This window comes from Symplocastrum torsivum (assembly GCF_059505465.1).
Genome location: NZ_JCACKQ010000132.1, coordinates 18,260 through 33,494, shown reverse-complemented (window position 1 = coordinate 33,494; position 15,235 = coordinate 18,260). Strand labels below are relative to the sequence as shown.

At 44.5% G+C, this 15,235-nt stretch carries 16 protein-coding genes; 3 read left to right on the top strand and 13 right to left on the bottom strand.

Annotation, left to right across the window (positions count from 1 at the left end; all coding sequences use genetic code 11):
• Positions 1–9: 9 nt before the first annotated feature.
• Positions 10–447 carry a DoxX family protein gene (locus AC5JL3_RS33195; RefSeq protein ID WP_496078516.1) on the bottom strand — a complete coding sequence of 146 codons (438 nt, stop codon included), beginning with the start codon at positions 445–447 and terminating at the stop codon, positions 10–12.
• A 374-nt stretch (positions 448–821) separates the two neighbouring features.
• Between AC5JL3_RS33195 and AC5JL3_RS33190 the strand changes: the two genes are divergently transcribed.
• On the top strand, positions 822–1,292 hold the full coding sequence (locus AC5JL3_RS33190; RefSeq protein ID WP_496078515.1) for a GNAT family N-acetyltransferase: 471 nt from the start codon (positions 822–824) through the stop codon (positions 1,290–1,292).
• On the opposite strand, the gene AC5JL3_RS33185 is transcribed toward AC5JL3_RS33190, so the two are convergent.
• Positions 1,246–2,286, bottom strand: a complete 1,041-nt coding sequence (locus tag AC5JL3_RS33185; RefSeq protein ID WP_496078514.1) for a sensor histidine kinase — start codon at positions 2,284–2,286, stop codon at positions 1,246–1,248. The two genes, AC5JL3_RS33190 and AC5JL3_RS33185, sit on opposite strands and share 47 nt — an antisense overlap.
• A 220-nt stretch (positions 2,287–2,506) precedes the next feature.
• On the opposite strand from AC5JL3_RS33185, the gene AC5JL3_RS33180 reads away from it, so the two are divergent.
• Positions 2,507–3,646, top strand: a complete 1,140-nt coding sequence (locus AC5JL3_RS33180; RefSeq protein WP_496078513.1) for a WD40 repeat domain-containing protein — start codon at positions 2,507–2,509, stop codon at positions 3,644–3,646.
• Positions 3,647–3,757: 111 nt separating this feature from the next.
• Here the strand turns inward: AC5JL3_RS33180 and AC5JL3_RS33175 are convergent, their stop codons facing one another.
• Positions 3,758–4,351: an L-threonylcarbamoyladenylate synthase gene (locus tag AC5JL3_RS33175; RefSeq protein ID WP_496078512.1), complete on the bottom strand. Its 594-nt coding sequence runs from the start codon at positions 4,349–4,351 to the stop codon at positions 3,758–3,760.
• A 582-nt stretch (positions 4,352–4,933) separates the two neighbouring features.
• Positions 4,934–5,962, bottom strand: coding sequence for a 1-acyl-sn-glycerol-3-phosphate acyltransferase (locus AC5JL3_RS33170; protein ID WP_496078511.1), 1,029 nt, complete (start codon positions 5,960–5,962; stop codon positions 4,934–4,936).
• 278 nt (positions 5,963–6,240) lie between these two features.
• Here AC5JL3_RS33170 and AC5JL3_RS33165 point away from each other — a divergent pair, with 278 nt between their 5' ends.
• Positions 6,241–6,453, top strand: a complete 213-nt coding sequence (locus AC5JL3_RS33165; protein ID WP_496078510.1) for a hypothetical protein — start codon at positions 6,241–6,243, stop codon at positions 6,451–6,453.
• Between the two features lie 115 nt (positions 6,454–6,568).
• Here AC5JL3_RS33165 and AC5JL3_RS33160 read toward each other — a convergent pair whose 3' ends face one another.
• The 9 genes from AC5JL3_RS33160 to urtB form a co-directional block, all read right to left on the bottom strand.
• A complete protein-coding gene (locus AC5JL3_RS33160) occupies positions 6,569–7,105 on the bottom strand; it encodes a hypothetical protein (RefSeq protein ID WP_192218176.1) in 537 nt (178 codons plus the stop codon).
• Between the two features lie 166 nt (positions 7,106–7,271).
• Complete coding sequence (locus AC5JL3_RS33155) at positions 7,272–7,544, bottom strand: hypothetical protein (RefSeq protein WP_496078509.1); 273 nt, start codon at positions 7,542–7,544, stop codon at positions 7,272–7,274.
• Positions 7,545–8,006: 462 nt separating this feature from the next.
• Positions 8,007–8,147 carry a hypothetical protein gene (locus AC5JL3_RS33150; RefSeq protein ID WP_496078508.1) on the bottom strand — a complete coding sequence of 47 codons (141 nt, stop codon included), beginning with the start codon at positions 8,145–8,147 and terminating at the stop codon, positions 8,007–8,009.
• Positions 8,148–8,257: 110 nt separating this feature from the next.
• A complete protein-coding gene (locus AC5JL3_RS33145) occupies positions 8,258–9,160 on the bottom strand; it encodes a CPBP family glutamic-type intramembrane protease (protein ID WP_496078507.1) in 903 nt (300 codons plus the stop codon).
• 36 nt (positions 9,161–9,196) lie between these two features.
• Positions 9,197–10,891, bottom strand: a complete 1,695-nt coding sequence (locus AC5JL3_RS33140; protein WP_496078506.1) for a sensor histidine kinase — start codon at positions 10,889–10,891, stop codon at positions 9,197–9,199.
• Positions 10,892–11,079: 188 nt separating this feature from the next.
• Entirely contained in the window at positions 11,080–11,781 is a 702-nt protein-coding gene (gene urtE, locus AC5JL3_RS33135) for an urea ABC transporter ATP-binding subunit UrtE (protein WP_496078626.1), read from the bottom strand.
• A gap of 82 nt (positions 11,782–11,863) precedes the next feature.
• A complete protein-coding gene (urtD, locus tag AC5JL3_RS33130) occupies positions 11,864–12,622 on the bottom strand; it encodes an urea ABC transporter ATP-binding protein UrtD (RefSeq protein WP_496078505.1) in 759 nt (252 codons plus the stop codon).
• An 86-nt stretch (positions 12,623–12,708) separates the two neighbouring features.
• Complete coding sequence (urtC, locus tag AC5JL3_RS33125; RefSeq protein ID WP_496078504.1) at positions 12,709–13,890, bottom strand: urea ABC transporter permease subunit UrtC; 1,182 nt, start codon at positions 13,888–13,890, stop codon at positions 12,709–12,711.
• A 74-nt stretch (positions 13,891–13,964) separates the two neighbouring features.
• Complete coding sequence (gene urtB / locus AC5JL3_RS33120; protein WP_496078503.1) at positions 13,965–15,125, bottom strand: urea ABC transporter permease subunit UrtB; 1,161 nt, start codon at positions 15,123–15,125, stop codon at positions 13,965–13,967.
• Positions 15,126–15,235: the final 110 nt, after the last annotated feature.

Genomic DNA, 15,235 nt, shown 5'->3' with positions numbered 1-15,235 from the left:
ATTAAAAGATTACTCTGCTTGAGATGCAACGCCAGATGCTCCAGGTTGTTCCTCTGGCTTTCGGGTATACCACCATGCCCAAGCAATGAAAACAGCTTGAAACGGAAGCCTAAACCAATACAGCAAAGGATGATGGGGGATGCCTTCAATTGGAATGCTATGAATCGCTTGGTAGATATTTGCTGGAAATACTGCAATGAACAGTGCAATCAGCCCCCAAGCCGCCGCAACACTTACAAACGGAATCAGTAAGCCAATACCACCCAAAATCTCAAAGAAGCCACTGACATAAACCATTGCTAATTTATCCCCAAGTTGGGGTGGAACGATTTTGGCGTATTCTTCCGGTTTGACAAAGTGTGTAATTCCCACAAAAATGATGGCTACCGAAAGAATGACTCGAAAAATTTCCTTGAGGCGAGGGGATGGAGTGTGGTTTGAGGTCATAACGTGTATCAGGAGAACTCATCCATACCTTATCAATCTACGGTTGAGGTCTACTTCTATCTACGGCTAGTTCTTGACAAGCTTTACGGCTGAGTGGTTTTGTCTAGGTAGCAAATGATGCTAAAGTAAGCACCTTTAGTTCTTTCTTAATCCAAGCCATAATTGCTTCACCGTGACATTCGCTCACTCTTAATGTCAGGAACTCTTAACAAAAAATGGCTTCAAGGTTGTAAAGTTGTAAGAAATCGTTACCATAGTCATTTGTGGTTGATCTGAATCAAGCAATTCAGGCAACTCTTCAGCCTAAATACTGATGAGCTGGCATCACTAATCAGGTCAATCTTGAAAAAAAAATTCAGAAGGAATTTTGGTCAATGGATTGCCGCAGCATTCAATTTTGCGATCGCAAGTCTCGAATCGATTACCACCAACTTCAGGAACTGTTCCGCCTGGGAGCCTTTTGGGCAAAAGACCGAAAACTTGAAGACTGGGAAATTGCGATCGCAAATAGTGAACCCGTAATCACTGTTTGGGATGGTGAGCGGCTGATTGGATTTTCAAGAGCCACATCAGACGGTATTTATCGGGCAACAATTTGGGATGTCGTCGTCCACCCTGACTATCGTGGTGCAGGATTAGGGCGCAAGTTGGTAGAAACTGTACTTAGCCACCCTCGGATGAACCGTGTAGAGCGCGTCTACCTAATGACCACCCATCAACAAAGTTTTTACGAACGCATTGGTTTTGAGTGTAACTCCAGCACCACGATGGTGTTGTATAATCAGCCAATCCATAACTCTATGCCGACACCTGCTCTACAGTCTCAAGAGTCCCTAGGGGCATAAAAAACTGAATTCCGGTAATCTTCTGGTTAGGAGAATCACTACTGGGTTCTTCGCCGGACGCTGACAGCACTTCTAGTCTTCCCTGCATTACTTCGAGAAGGCTCTGAGCGATCAACAAATTTAGCCCTGGTGAACCTTTTGTGACTTCACTAGCTTGCTTTTGTACCTCAGGTGTTGTTGACAGTAAATCTATCGACTCACTCCAAAGTTCAGTTGGACATTGGATATCAAACAAGATTTGAACCTCTTTAGACTCTGGGGAGCAAGCGGCAGACACTCGAATGCTGCCTTCTTCCATCTGAGCAATAGCGGAGTCCACAATACCCATCACCACCTGCTGAAAACGCTGTGCGTCTGTTAAAACGTAGATTTCAGGGTCAGGGGGAATTACCTCCAGTCGGAGATTGCGATTTGCTGCTTGCATATAGGTTAGACGATGGACATCCTCAAAAACCTTTGTCAACGACAAGGAGCGCAGCTCCAATTGGTTTGTGCCGTGTTCAGTTTTCGACACCTTAACCACATCATCTAGCAGTTTCACCAGTTTTAATGCCGAAGCATTAGCTTGAGCAACAAATTCTCGTTCTTCCTCTGGAGAATCGCATAGATCAGACAAAATTAGCTGATGCAAGCCAATCATACTGCTTAAAGGCGATCGCAACTCGTGAGAAGTCCGCGCTAAAAATCCTGATTTAAACTGACTCATTTCATGAGCCATTTGGTAAGCCAACTGGGTTTGCTTCAATTGCTCTTTCAGCGGTTGCAGTTCATCGTTAAGAGACAAGGATTCTTCCTTAACCTCCTCAAGAGGCTGGGGGATTTCTGGAGGGATTGCTTGGGGGACAGACACTTGAGAAACCGCTGGCTCCTTACTGGAACGAGCAATACGGCTCCCGACAACTCCCAACCCAATGCCAACTACCAAATAGATCAAATCCATTTCGCCCATGCCTTTAACCAAAATTAAATCTAAAATCTGTGCTGTGCTGCTCAAAAATTAAATCTTCTCAAGCATAGCCGTTTTTTTTAAGGTAACCTATGGCGGCTAATCGGCTGGGTATTAAGCTTGTAGAGGAAATAGAGGCGGCATGAGAGGCTAAAGGATAGAGAACAAGTTGTTAATTGCTACTCCGAAGCAGCAATTAACAACTTGACGAATTCCTGAAATTTATGAGGTGAGACTCTTCTTTCTTTCTTTGATAATGATTATCATTATGAAAACGAGGAGAGGACTTTTTAGTGTGTATCGCTTAGGTGCTACTGGCAAGAAATTGTTTGACCGACACTTTTCGGAGACACTTTCGGAATATGTGACCGCGATCGCCTGGTCACCGAATGGGAAAACTTTAGCTATCGGTTCTGCTTCAGGGGAGGTAATACTTTGGCAAAATTTACCCAGTCCAAGCGAGATTAAGTGGTCTTTTATTCCCATAGAATTCGGTGAGGGTCAGTCGATAGACTGCCTTGCTTTCTCAAAGGATGGAGAATTTCTCGCGGCTAGTGGACAGGATGGACGGGTGAAAATTTGGCGTTTGCATCCAGATGCAGGAGTATACAGATGTAGACCCTTGCACACCCTAGAAAATGCCCCAGCTTGGGTTGACAAGCTCAGTTGGAGTTCCACAAGCAACCAGCTTGCCTTTTGTTTGAAGCGTCACGTCCAAGTGTGGGATGCCGATGCAGGTGAAGTGGTAGCGACACTCAATTTTGAGGAGTCGTCGGTACTGGGGATGTCCTGGCATCCATCGGGACAGCATCTAGCCGTCTGTGGCGACAAAGGAGTTAAGGTTTGGAATGCTGCTGATTGGAATGATGACCCCTGTTTCTTTGCTCTGCCTACCGCTAGTGTCGCGATCGCTTGGTCGCCTGATGGCAACTACTTGGCGGCTGGCAATCTGGACAACACCCTAACGGTTTGGGAATGGGGCTACCTCGACCCTTGGGTCATGCGCGGCTTTCCCGGTAAAATCCGCAATCTGGTGTGGTCGAAGCCAGTGACATCAGTAGGTGCGCCCGTATTAGCCCTCTCTAGCGTGGAGGGTGTTGTGATTTGGGAAAAGCAGGCTGACGAGTTAGGCGGTTGGGACGGTCGAGTGCTGGAGGCTCATGACGGCATGGTACAGGCTTTAGCCTTTCAACCTGACACCTTTCTTTTATCATCAGCCGCTGACGACGGTCAAATTTGTCTTTGGCACAAAGCCAAAAAAGTTGCACAAGTTTTGGAAGGCTCACCTGACGGTTTTTCCTGTCTGGCTTGGCATCCCCAAGGACATCAACTTGCTGCTGGCGGTCAAAATGGCGAATTGCTGATTTGGTCGAAATCTAACCAGGGTAAAGGGTTTGGAGGACGGTGACCAACCAACTCCCCTTATTGATGGCACATAGTAGAAACCTATCCTTGAACGCGATCCCCCTATTTTCTACACATCAGGATGTACATACTAAAATGTGATAATCTAAAAGGTTTAGCTATCCACTTGGACAGCTCCTTGGCGCAAGATTTCCCAACGACCCTGTGTCCATTTAGCAACTGTAGAAGGGACACCCGTAGTTACTAGTTTGGCCGCTTCTAATTCAGTAGTCTGGAGTGTGAGAACCTCAGGAAACTGCTCCTCAATTTCCGCGATTGTTTGCAAAGGCGGTTCACCAGAACGATTGGCGCTAGTTGTCGCTAAAGGGCCAGTCTCAGATAGAATAGCGATCGCAATTTCCGAGTTTGGCACTCGTATTCCAATCGTCGTCGAGTCAGTTGGGTTCATCGCCGCCGGAACTTTAGCAGATGCAGGTAACACCAACGTCAGTGCCCCAGGCCAATACTGCTTTGCGACTCGCTGCCAAATCTCCAATTCCTGAACTGTGCCAGATATATACGGCAAAAGAGACTCAGCGGAGTCTCCCATCAAAATCAATGGTTTTGCTTGATTCCGTTGCTTAGCGGCAAACACCAATTCTGAGCAATCTGGACGCACAGCTAAGGCTGGCACCGTATCGGTTGGAAAGCTCACAAGCTGACCTGAACGTGCCCCAGCAATCAGAGTGGACATTGAAACTTGAGTCATTTGTACCCTACTGCCTCACACCAAGCTTGGGCAAATATCGCAGAAAGAGAAAGTGAGATTTTGGAGAAAACTGGTACATCTACTCTACAGGCTCTCAAGTCTCCAATTTTATCAACTCTCTGTATTATCTCCCTTGTGCCTCTTCTTATCTCCATGTTGTCCAACACCTGCCCTTACTGTGTCCTTTGTCTTCCTACTCCTTTAGTAATAAATGAAGTGTCAAGATAAAGGACGGTAAGATGTGTTACATAAAGAGGTTATGTCTGTTGTTAATCTACAAATATTGACGAAAATCAACTACGTTATATTATGTTTACAAATCTTGAAGACCCTTTAATAGCTTGGAATATGAGAAGATTAGACTTAATTTTCTCAGCGATTCTTTTTTTTGGCTTTGTACTCATAATTGGCTTTTTGAGTCGAAAAGGACCAATTGCCCTGTCGTTTACGATTATCAGTACGGTTTTGGTATTTACCTTGTTGTTAGTGACCCACAATGACCATGACCTACCTTTTTTCAGCTTTAAGTTTTAAGCATTAGCTGAGTTGCAATTCACACAAATAACGCCGACATTTTGTAGGTTACGAATTATCTAGCTTGCGGCTTATAAGCTGATTAATAGTAATTTGCAGCTTCTCGCGTAATCGTTGCGCCCCTTGGTAAGTGATTGAGCGCACTTCTCCTGAGTGAGTCTGTTGCTGTTGCACTGGTTCTACTTCTGTCCAAGGTTGATAGAGGGGTTGAAGGTAATAGCGTAGCTTTGTTCTCATTGCCCAGACACCCATTGAAGGGAACAGTAAGAAGACAACCATCAAAAGCGAGAGGGGCAAGAAGGGCAAGTAAAATCGCTTTGCCAGTTTTTTGAGATTAAATGTCCAAGGATGTAAGAACTCATTACCAATGCAAGCTACTGGCAGAATTGGGATGTGGTAGCGATCGCTTAACCGAATAAAGCTAGGATGGAAAGTCTCAAGTTGGTAGCGCTTTAACCAACCTTTAGCAGGGCCACGTAAACCCTCTGGAGGATAGAGCAGAACTGTTTCGTGAGCAACCGCTGCTTCAAACTCATTGAGTTGGGCCGGAACACCACCCAAAACTTGTGACCATCCTGGTGGAAGCCACCAAATTACCCATGGGTGCTCAAATAAGGAGATATCAGCTAGCGGTTGCACAACCCATCCCCGTGTCTCGCTCAAGAGATAGGCTAATCCTAAAAAATCCCAAGGAAAACACATTCCTGCATGGTTCATTGCCACAATCAATGGCTCAGTTTGGGGAAGATTTTCAACGTGGTGCAATTCAGCCCGAAAGTAATGCCTCACAATTGGCGCAAGGACTTCATCTCGAAAGGCTTGTTGATAGTTGGGGTTAAACTGCCCAACTTCTTGACGAGGGAAGCGGCAACCAAGACGTAGCCAGCGAAGCAAGAGCGCCAGATAAAATCCTCCTGGAATTAGGAACAAGATATATTCCAGCCAATTCCAGCCCTCAGGATTGGGTTGGTAGCGTTGCCAGTGGCGGTTGAATAAAATCAGCCAACCTGGAGGATACCAAAGACAAAACCAATCAAACCAGCTAAATCGATAGGAATGGACAGAATCTTGCTGCATTCAGTGGCAATATTGCTGAAGAACCGGTTCTATATTTATTTTGAACTGGAACCTAACGCCTCTACCTAGAGGAACCAATTTCTCTGCCTAAAGCTGATGTACTTCCCTAGGGAAGAGGGTACAAAAGCGTTAAGAGCGCGATCGCTTTGTTCTAGAGATTGACTCACCGCTCTAACTGATGAACTATTTAGAGCATGTAGCTATGGACTGTTGCTTGCTCTTGTAGCACATTAGTTTTAGGAGTCCATCTCAACATCTACTTCAATCGGTGCACTACTATGATGATTTACTACAAAATTGAGCCACTCACTCAAGGATACCGCCTGAGCATCTGGGAGCCAGCTCCCCGTAACCGCAACCGTGTAGAGCCTTTCTACTTCAAGCTAAACTTCACGACGAAGACGCTCCTGGAAGCTATGAAAATCTTGAACCTCATTCCTGGTAAGAAAATAGATGAGCGTCGTCTAAAAGCGATTAAGCCAAGTGCGTAACAATCATTGACTCAAAAAATCTGTTTAATCGTTCTACCCAGATTTTTTCTCCCCGTTGTCATTGTCGGCGGGGTTTTTTGATGTTGTTGATACAAAATTGCTAGATGTCTCTAAGTTAAGGTCTGGGCGGAGGGAATTCCGAAAGAAAGATTTGTATAGCTTCTAGGCGACGACTTTGTCCAGGTATTCCCGTGATCGCTTCATTGCAATGTGGATGAGGTTGCCAGCCAATCTCCTGAATATGCGCTTGATAACAAACACCTGGATATTCAATCCCGCCTACCCAAATTTTAATCGCCTCTATACGACGGCTTTGCCCCGTTGTTCCCGCTATTTCACCATTACAAGCGTTTTTGGAGAGCCAACCAATGTCCTGAACATAAACTTGATAGCAGATAAATTGATTGGGGGAAACAGGTGTCAGCCGAACTTTAATCGCTTCTATTTGAAGGCTTTGTCCAGTCGTTCCAGCTACAGCACCATTACAAACTTCAGGCTGCCATCCTCGATTTTGAACATGAGCTGCGTAACAAACACTAATCTTAGGTTGCGCCGAGGTAAATTTCGGGTGAGAAAGAAGTGAAATACTGCTGAGTATAACTATGCCAATACTTGATTTTACTAGTGATTGAATCAAGTCAAGTTGAGTCACAATAGAAAACCTAATTGAATTCAGATATCTTAACAAAATCTGAAATACATCTGTAAGTACAAAGAATTAGTACCTTTATCAAAAAATTAGTTCTTATGAAATACACACTCACTAGATGACCGGAACCCCGCTATAACGATGCAGGCGGGGTTTTTCTTGAGCCGAATCAGACTTTAGAACAGTGACCATCAGCAGCAATTCGTGATGCGATCGCTTTTAAGACATAAGCTAAACCTTCTGAAGACAAAAGGTTCATCTGTGCAATAACATAATCAACTAGATGACTATTTGCAGATAGCACTACAACACCTGATTCTTCACCTAAAAGCGTCTCCACCAGTTCAGCTCTTTGGTCTACAGGGAGCTTTTTCGCGGCTTGCAAAATAGTCTCGACGCTGTTTGCTTGAGCATTCACTGGAACTAAATCGTTCTCATACATAGATTTATTCCTTACAACGACTTGAGTATTATAAAATGCTTACCTCTTGAGATGTAACCGTAAATTTACGGAAAAACGTAATTTTGATAATCGATAATTTAAGATAATTATTCTATCTGCATTGAGAATTACAGTTTGTTAAGCGGCAATTAAGCGTTCTCAAGATCAGGAAGCTGCAACATCACGGTATAGCCAACAACGGCAAGGACGACCGTGGATGGTGAGTCATTAATATCAAATAGAAAAAAGAATACTACGGATGGAACCCCCTAAATCCCCATTTTTAAGGGGGACTTAAAACTCAATTTTGCTCCCCCCTTTTTTAGGGGGGCTAGGGGGGATCAAGTATCTGTAGCAAACATTAAGGTATTTGATATAACAAGAGAAATGAAGTAGCCGATTCACTAGAAAAAAATGAATTGTGTAAAGTCCACTTTGACTACAATTCACATTAAAGAGGAGTTAAATTAAGCCTGATTGATTGGTGTTGCTTGCAATCGGAACCATGTGAGCTTTAACCTGAGCTTTGCTAAGTTCTCGTACAAGGCGTTGTGCTTGGTGTTTGTATAAAGGCGATCGCAATATCCCCGGCAAATTCTTCATCAAGTCTCTTGCCTCACTGAGATTACATCCAGCAACTCGTGCGATCGCCTTCTGCTAAACGAATATCAGCAGAACGCACAACCAAACGAGTATAGGGATTGAGTAACCGTTTAATTAGACCTTCTCTCGCTAGTTTTCCTGATAAAAAAGAACCAATAGAACCCTGCAAAAACCACAAGACTACTGACTAAATTGTAGACTGGGTCAATCTTCTGTATTGTGAAAACTGAAGGTGATGGTAAAGCAGAATCAGTATAGTTAACAAATAACACAGCAAATAAGTTGTTTCCTATATGAGCGGCTAAAGCTAGCTCTAAACTATTGTCCTTGACGGTAATAAAGGCGAGGAACAATGCCAGAAGCAAGTAGTAAGTCGCTAAAAGATAAAAACCAGCTTTCACCTCTGGATTCAAAAGATGAGGAAGCATGAATAAAATAGAAGTACCAACTATTGGAATGATTGCCTTTCTTGTGGTTAGACCAATTCCCTGCATTAAGTAGCCCCGAAAGAAAAGCTCCTCAGTGCTAGCTTGAAGAGACGTTAGCACTAAAGCGATTGGAACAAAAATCAAGAAGCTGCCGAGATTAAAGGTTAATTGGTAATTTTCTGGACTAATAATCGACTCAATTACACTTATCAAAGTAGCAAGAATCCACCAAACCCCAATACCTTGGAGAATCCTACTCCAGTTAATTTTGTTGCTTGGAGTGACTAAGGTTATAAAACGACGCTGGTGGATGAAGCGAACGGCGATATATAAACCAATCAAAAAACATACAAAAGCTAAATTAAGCCCTATATAGGGAAAGATTGGCTCAACTCCTTCAAACTTGGAAGTCTGAGGATTAAATTTACTTTCAGCGCTTGAATCAGATTGGATAAAAACTGCCAAAAGAATGAAAGGAACAACACCAACTACTTGCCAAGAAAAGAAAGTGAGGAGAATGCCTAAAAGATAACGCCACCATTCATTCTTCCCGGTTTGTGCGATCGCAAGAAATTTATCTATCATGACCTGTGATAAAAAGGGAAGTTACTCCACCTAGTTTTACTTAGAAACTGGCAAATTCAATACAAATTCTGCTCCCTGACCTGGCTTGGAAAAAACTTCAATATTTCCGTCGTGTTGCTGCACTATTTGATAAGAAATTGCCAATCCCATCCCTGTTCCTTTACCAACAGGTTTGGTTGTGAAGAAGGGGTCAAATATCTTATCTTTTAGTTCTGGGGGAATTCCAGACCCATTATCTCGAATTCTTAGCTCTATTTGATTGGCTCCGATAACCTTTGTTTGGATTACAATCTCCCGACTTGATAATTCCTGATGGTCTAGTAGTTCATCAAGCGCATTGCTGAGGATATTCATAAACACTTGATTGAGCTGAGCTGGATAGCACTCAATCAAGGGTAGAGAATCATAGTATTTTATAACTTTAATACCCTGATTTAATCGATGTTTCAAAATCAACAAAGTATCCTCAATTCCTGCGTGAATATCCACTCGCTTCAGCTCCGATTCGTCAAGATGACAGAAGTTCCGTAGAGAGAGAATAATTTTACGAATACGTTCGGCTCCAACATGCATTGAGGCTAGAATCTTTGGTAAGTCTTCTCTCAGGAAAGTGAGGTCAACTTCGTCAACTTTTGTCTGAACTTCCGGTATGGGCTGAGGATAATGCTGCTGATAGAGAGCAATTAATTCTAGTAAGTCTTGTGTGTAGTTATTGGCGTAATCAAGATTGGCGTAGATAAAGTTAACAGGATTATTGATTTCATGAGCAATTCCTGCTACCGTTTGCCCCAAACTTGACATCTTTTCACTCTGAATGAGTTGTCCTTGAGCTTGCTGCAATTCCCGGATTTGAGTGGCTACCTGTTGGATAAGTTGATTGAGAGACGTGGCTAAGACACCAATTTCATCATCACTTAGTACAGGAGCTTGTAAATCGAAATTGCCTTCTTGAGTAGCCTGCTTTGCTACCTTGGTTACAGTTCTAATCCGACGCGCGATCGCACGACTTGTATAGTAAGCTAAAGCCACTGCAATCGCCATTGACAGCGCCATACTGGCAACGATGATTGTCACGCGCCAAAGCTTAGCAGATCTCATCGTCTTCCTTGCCTGCTCTCGTCGTGCAGAATTCGACCTAACTAGTTCTTCTAAAGTTCTAGAAAGCTTTTTAAACTTAGGGATAAGTTCTCCCTTGTTTGTCATCCCCAACCGTTGTTTTTCGGACTGAATTTCTGCCAGAGTTAAAGAATCAACTTCGACTTTTTGCGATAAATACTGTACTAATAAAGTGTACGCTTCCAACTCCGTGTCGTAAGTCTGCAATAATGTTTTGAATTTAGAAGCATATTCTTTAGGAATCCAGTCGTCATTTCTTAAATCAGACTTAAGTTCTGCAATGAATTTTCTAGCTTCATCTACACTGGCAAGCAATTCACTGATGTCTTCTTGCTGACGCGCCGGATTCTCAGGTTCAAGCGTTAGTTGTTGCTGATAAAGATTGACCTCTAAAATTGATTTTTCAAGCTTATCCATCCGTTCATATCTTTCCTGGATACCTCTGAATTTATCAATTGCTTGATCTTCATAATGCTCTCCTACAATTAGCCCGATTCCCGTACCCAAAACCGCAACGCTAATCGCTAAAAAGTAACCAAAGCCAATTTTTTTGTGGATACTCCAGTGGCGGGTGATGCGATTAATCCAGATCTCAGGAGTGGAGACACTCCTCAATCTGTGAATTGACTGAGGTTGAACAGCTTTAGTCTTTTTCTTGGGGAGGAGGCAAGAATTAAGAGGATGCATAGATAAAGACACGGCGAGTATGACTGTAATCTAAACTATTGCCGAGTTTGCTCCTCATCCTAACGAATTCAGCCTTGAGGCAGAAATCTCTCTACCCACCTCATCTCTCTTTTGCGCTATACCGCTAAAAATTTCTGAATGACCTCATTGCTGAGTTCGCTAGTTACACCAGATGCAACAATACCACCTTTTTGCATGGCATAATATCTATCCGCTTGCCGAACAAAATGTAAATGTTGCTCCACTAGCAGCACAGAAATCCCTGTAGATTGCACGATACGACGAACAGCCGCTTCAATTTCTAAGATGATCGAAGGCTGAATACCTTCAGTCGGTTCGTCTAATACGAGTAATTTAGGTTTTCCCATTAAAGCGCGTGCGATCGCAAGTTGCTGTTGTTGTCCCCCACTTAAGTCACCCCCCATCCGGGACAACATCGATTTTAAAACAGGAAACAACGCAAAAATTTCCTCTGGAACTTCCTCATTACCCTTCCTCCCACTCGGACGTGCCTCCAACCCCAGCAAAAGATTTTCCTTCACCGTCAAACGAGGAATAATCTCCCGTCCTTGAGGAACATAACCAATCCCCAACTTCGCCCGTTTATCCGGTGACTTACTGGTAATCGATTCTCCAGCTAAGGTAATCGTTCCAGTGCGAGGTTTCAGCAACCCCATAATCGTCTTGAGTAACGTCGTCTTACCAACACCGTTCCGGCCAATTAAACAAACCATCTGTCCGGCTGGTACACTCAAATCCACATCCCGAAGAATGTGACTCTCTCCGTAGTAAACATTCAAACCACTAGCTTGCAACATTAGCTGAGTTGGTGAGGGGAGGGGTAAATCGGCTGTTACTTGATTCATTATCGATATAAGTAAGATGTAATTTTGTGAGTTCCTAGTGTTCAGCCGTCGTCATTGGTTCTCCAAGATACACCTCAATCACTTGGGGGTCATTTTGGACTTCATCAATCGTCCCCTCACATAAAACTGAGCCTTGGTGTAGTACCGTTACCTTACGAGCAATTTGACGAACAAACTCCATATCATGCTCAATTACTAAGATAGAGTGGCTTTCTGCCAAAGCTAAAAGTAAATCTCCGACATTTTCTGTCTCCTCATCCGTCAAACCCGCAACAGGTTCATCCACCAACAACAAATCTGGCGACTGTGCCACCAACATTCCAATTTCTAAGCGCTGCTTTTCCCCATGAGACAGCAACGCCGAGGCTAAATCCGCTTTAAGCGTCAACCCAATTGTTTCCAGCAAACCCTTAACCGTAGTCCGTTCAGATGACGAAGGCTGCCCAAACAAAGTAGAAAAGACATTCTTATTACGATTACAGGCAAGCTCCAAATTCTCACGAGGCGTTAAATTTAGGTAGACACGCGGCGTCTGAAACTTACGTCCAATTCCCAAAAGCGCAATTTGCTCCTCTGGCAAACGGCGCACATTCCGCCCCTTAAACATCACCCGTCCTTCCGTCGGCTGTACCTTCCCCGTAATCACATCCAAAAACGTCGTCTTCCCAGCACCATTCGGCCCAATCACCACCCGCAACTCCCCAGCATCCATACTGAAGTTCAGGTTGTTGAGTGCCTTAAAGCCATCAAAACTAACCGTCACATTCTCCGTTTCCAGGATTTTCCTGTTCATGCTCTGTTGCCCCTAATAATAGTCAACTGCATCGACCCCCCAACCCCCTTGGCAAGGGGGGAGCAAATAACTCAATAACTAAATAACTAATCCCTTGCCCCCAAATTCTCTCGTTCCCGCTGCACCTCTGGATCTTCTTCCAGACTTGGATACGTTATAACCCGCTTGCGTAATCCAAAAAGCGATCGCATCCGTTCCACCCCATGAGAACGCCACCAACCAACCAAGCCATCCGGTAGCACCGTCACCACAATCAAAAACAGTGCCCCCTGGAAAAACAACCAAATATCAGGGAACTTCTCACTCAAAAGACTCTTAGCAAAATTAACCACCAGCGCCCCTAATATCGCTCCCACCAAGGTTGCGCGACCACCCACCGCCACCCAAATCACCATCTCAATCGAAAACGCAATATCCATCGCCTTCGGTGAGATGATGCCAGTTTGAAGCGTAAAAAGCGCCCCAGCTAAACCCGCCAAACCCGCAGAAATTCCAAATACTAAAACCTTAAAACCTGTAGGGTTATAGCCCGTAAAGCGCACACGACTCTCATCATCACGAATCGCAATCAGCAAGTTTCCGAAGCGCCCTTTAGTCAGCCAACGTGAGAGCGCATAAGACCCCACAAGGAATAATACAGTCAGCGTGTAGAAGACAAACTGTGTCTGCGGTGCATTCACATTCGCCCCTAGCAGAGTTTTGTAGTTCGTCAGACCATTCGTACCGTTAAAGAGTTTTTGCTGACCGTTGAAGAAGTTGAAAAAAACAATTGTTGCGGCTTGGGTAAGGATGGAGAAGTACACACCCCGAATCCGATTCCGAAAGACAAGATAGCCCAACAACGCCCCAAGCAAGGAGGGAACTAAAATAACACCAATAGCCGCAAAACCGAACGAATCAAATGGCTTCCAGAACCAAGGGAGTTCAGTCACCCCGTAGAGATTCATGAATTCTGGTAGGGTACCCGCATCCACAGGCGCTAATTGCAAGTGCATCGCTAGGGCATAACCACCAATAGCAAAGAAGATGCCGTGACCTAGACTCAGCATCCCCGTATAACCCCAAATTAAATCAATGCCAAGGGCTGCGATCGCTAACGCCAAAAATCGCCCCAACAGGCTGAGGCGAAAGCCAGAAAGAACAACTGGCATCAAGAAGATGAGGATAAGCGCGGCAAGGGCAACAACACCCACCTCAATAAAAAGCGATTGACGGCGTTGCTGCCGTCGTTCACGTCCTGGGATTGCAACTACCGAATCAGATGTCATAGAAGTAAGGTATGGAAATTTACGGTATAAGCTTGTCGGCAACTCAAAATAGCTGAACACTGAACGCTAGAGGCTTAAGCATCAACAGAACGCCCTTTTTGGGGGAAAATTCCACCCGGTCGCACCTGAAGGAAAGCAATAATCAGAGCAAATACCATCACCTTTGCCATGCTGGTTGTTGCAAAGAAGGTAAAGAATTCCGCCAACGGCTTCACAGGGAGAAACAGTAAAGCGAGAGTTCCTGAACCGATGAGGTAGTTCACGGTACCGATTACAAGCGCGGCAACGATACTCCCCACCAACTTGCCGACACCACCCACAACCACCACCATGAACGTATCGACCACATAGTTCTGACCTGTATTCGGTCCCACAGAACCCAGTAAACTAATCGCACAACCCGCAACCCCTGCCAATCCTGAACCGAGAGCAAATGTTAAAGCATCTACTTTTTGGGTCGGAATCCCCAAGCAAGAACTCATACTGCGATTTTGGGTCACTGCTCGAATCCGTAAGCCCCAAGCCGAACGCTGCAAGAATAGGTAAATCGCCGCAACACAAAGAATTGTCAGCCCAATAATAAATAGCCTTGCATAAGGGAGTTGAAAAGCCCCCAAAGGTAAGCCACCCCGTAACCACTTAGGGGCTGTGACATCCACATTCTGTGCCCCAAACCAAGGCTTGGTTGCGGCAAGCTTGTAAGTCTTACTCAAAAACGACCCAACCGCGATCGCAATTCCTGCCGATAGCGGTAACATCACTGCCACTACCCAGTTTCTAATTCGATCTATATCCGAGCGTCGAGAGACAATCCACAATGCCCCAAAAAATAGTAGACAAAACACCACCAGACCAACAACAATAACCCAGTTCACGCTACGGACAAATTGCTGCAAAATTAGGCTAACGCCCCAAGTTGCTAGCAATGTCTCCAAAGGGCGTCCATAAAGATAGCGAATTACCCCCCGTTCCAAAGCCAGTCCCACCGCTGCGGCGACTAAGAAAGCCAGAATCAGGGCAAAGAAAATATAAGCTTCAAACCAAGGCTCACCGAGCTTTTTGAAGCCATTTTGTACAACAAACGTCGTGTAAGCTCCCAGCATCATCAACTCACCGTGAGCTAAGTTGATGACACCCATCAGCCCAAAAACAATAGCTAGCCCCAGCGCTGCAATTAGTAAAACAGCACCAATACTAATACCGCTAAATAGACCATCTAACAGTCCTGCTAGCACACCTTTTCTCCAATTAGTTGTTAGTTGTCAGTTGTTAACTGTTAGTTGTTAGTTGGATTTTGAACAACCTGTCAATCATCAGCCAGTCGCCTCTACTGCTAACAACTAAC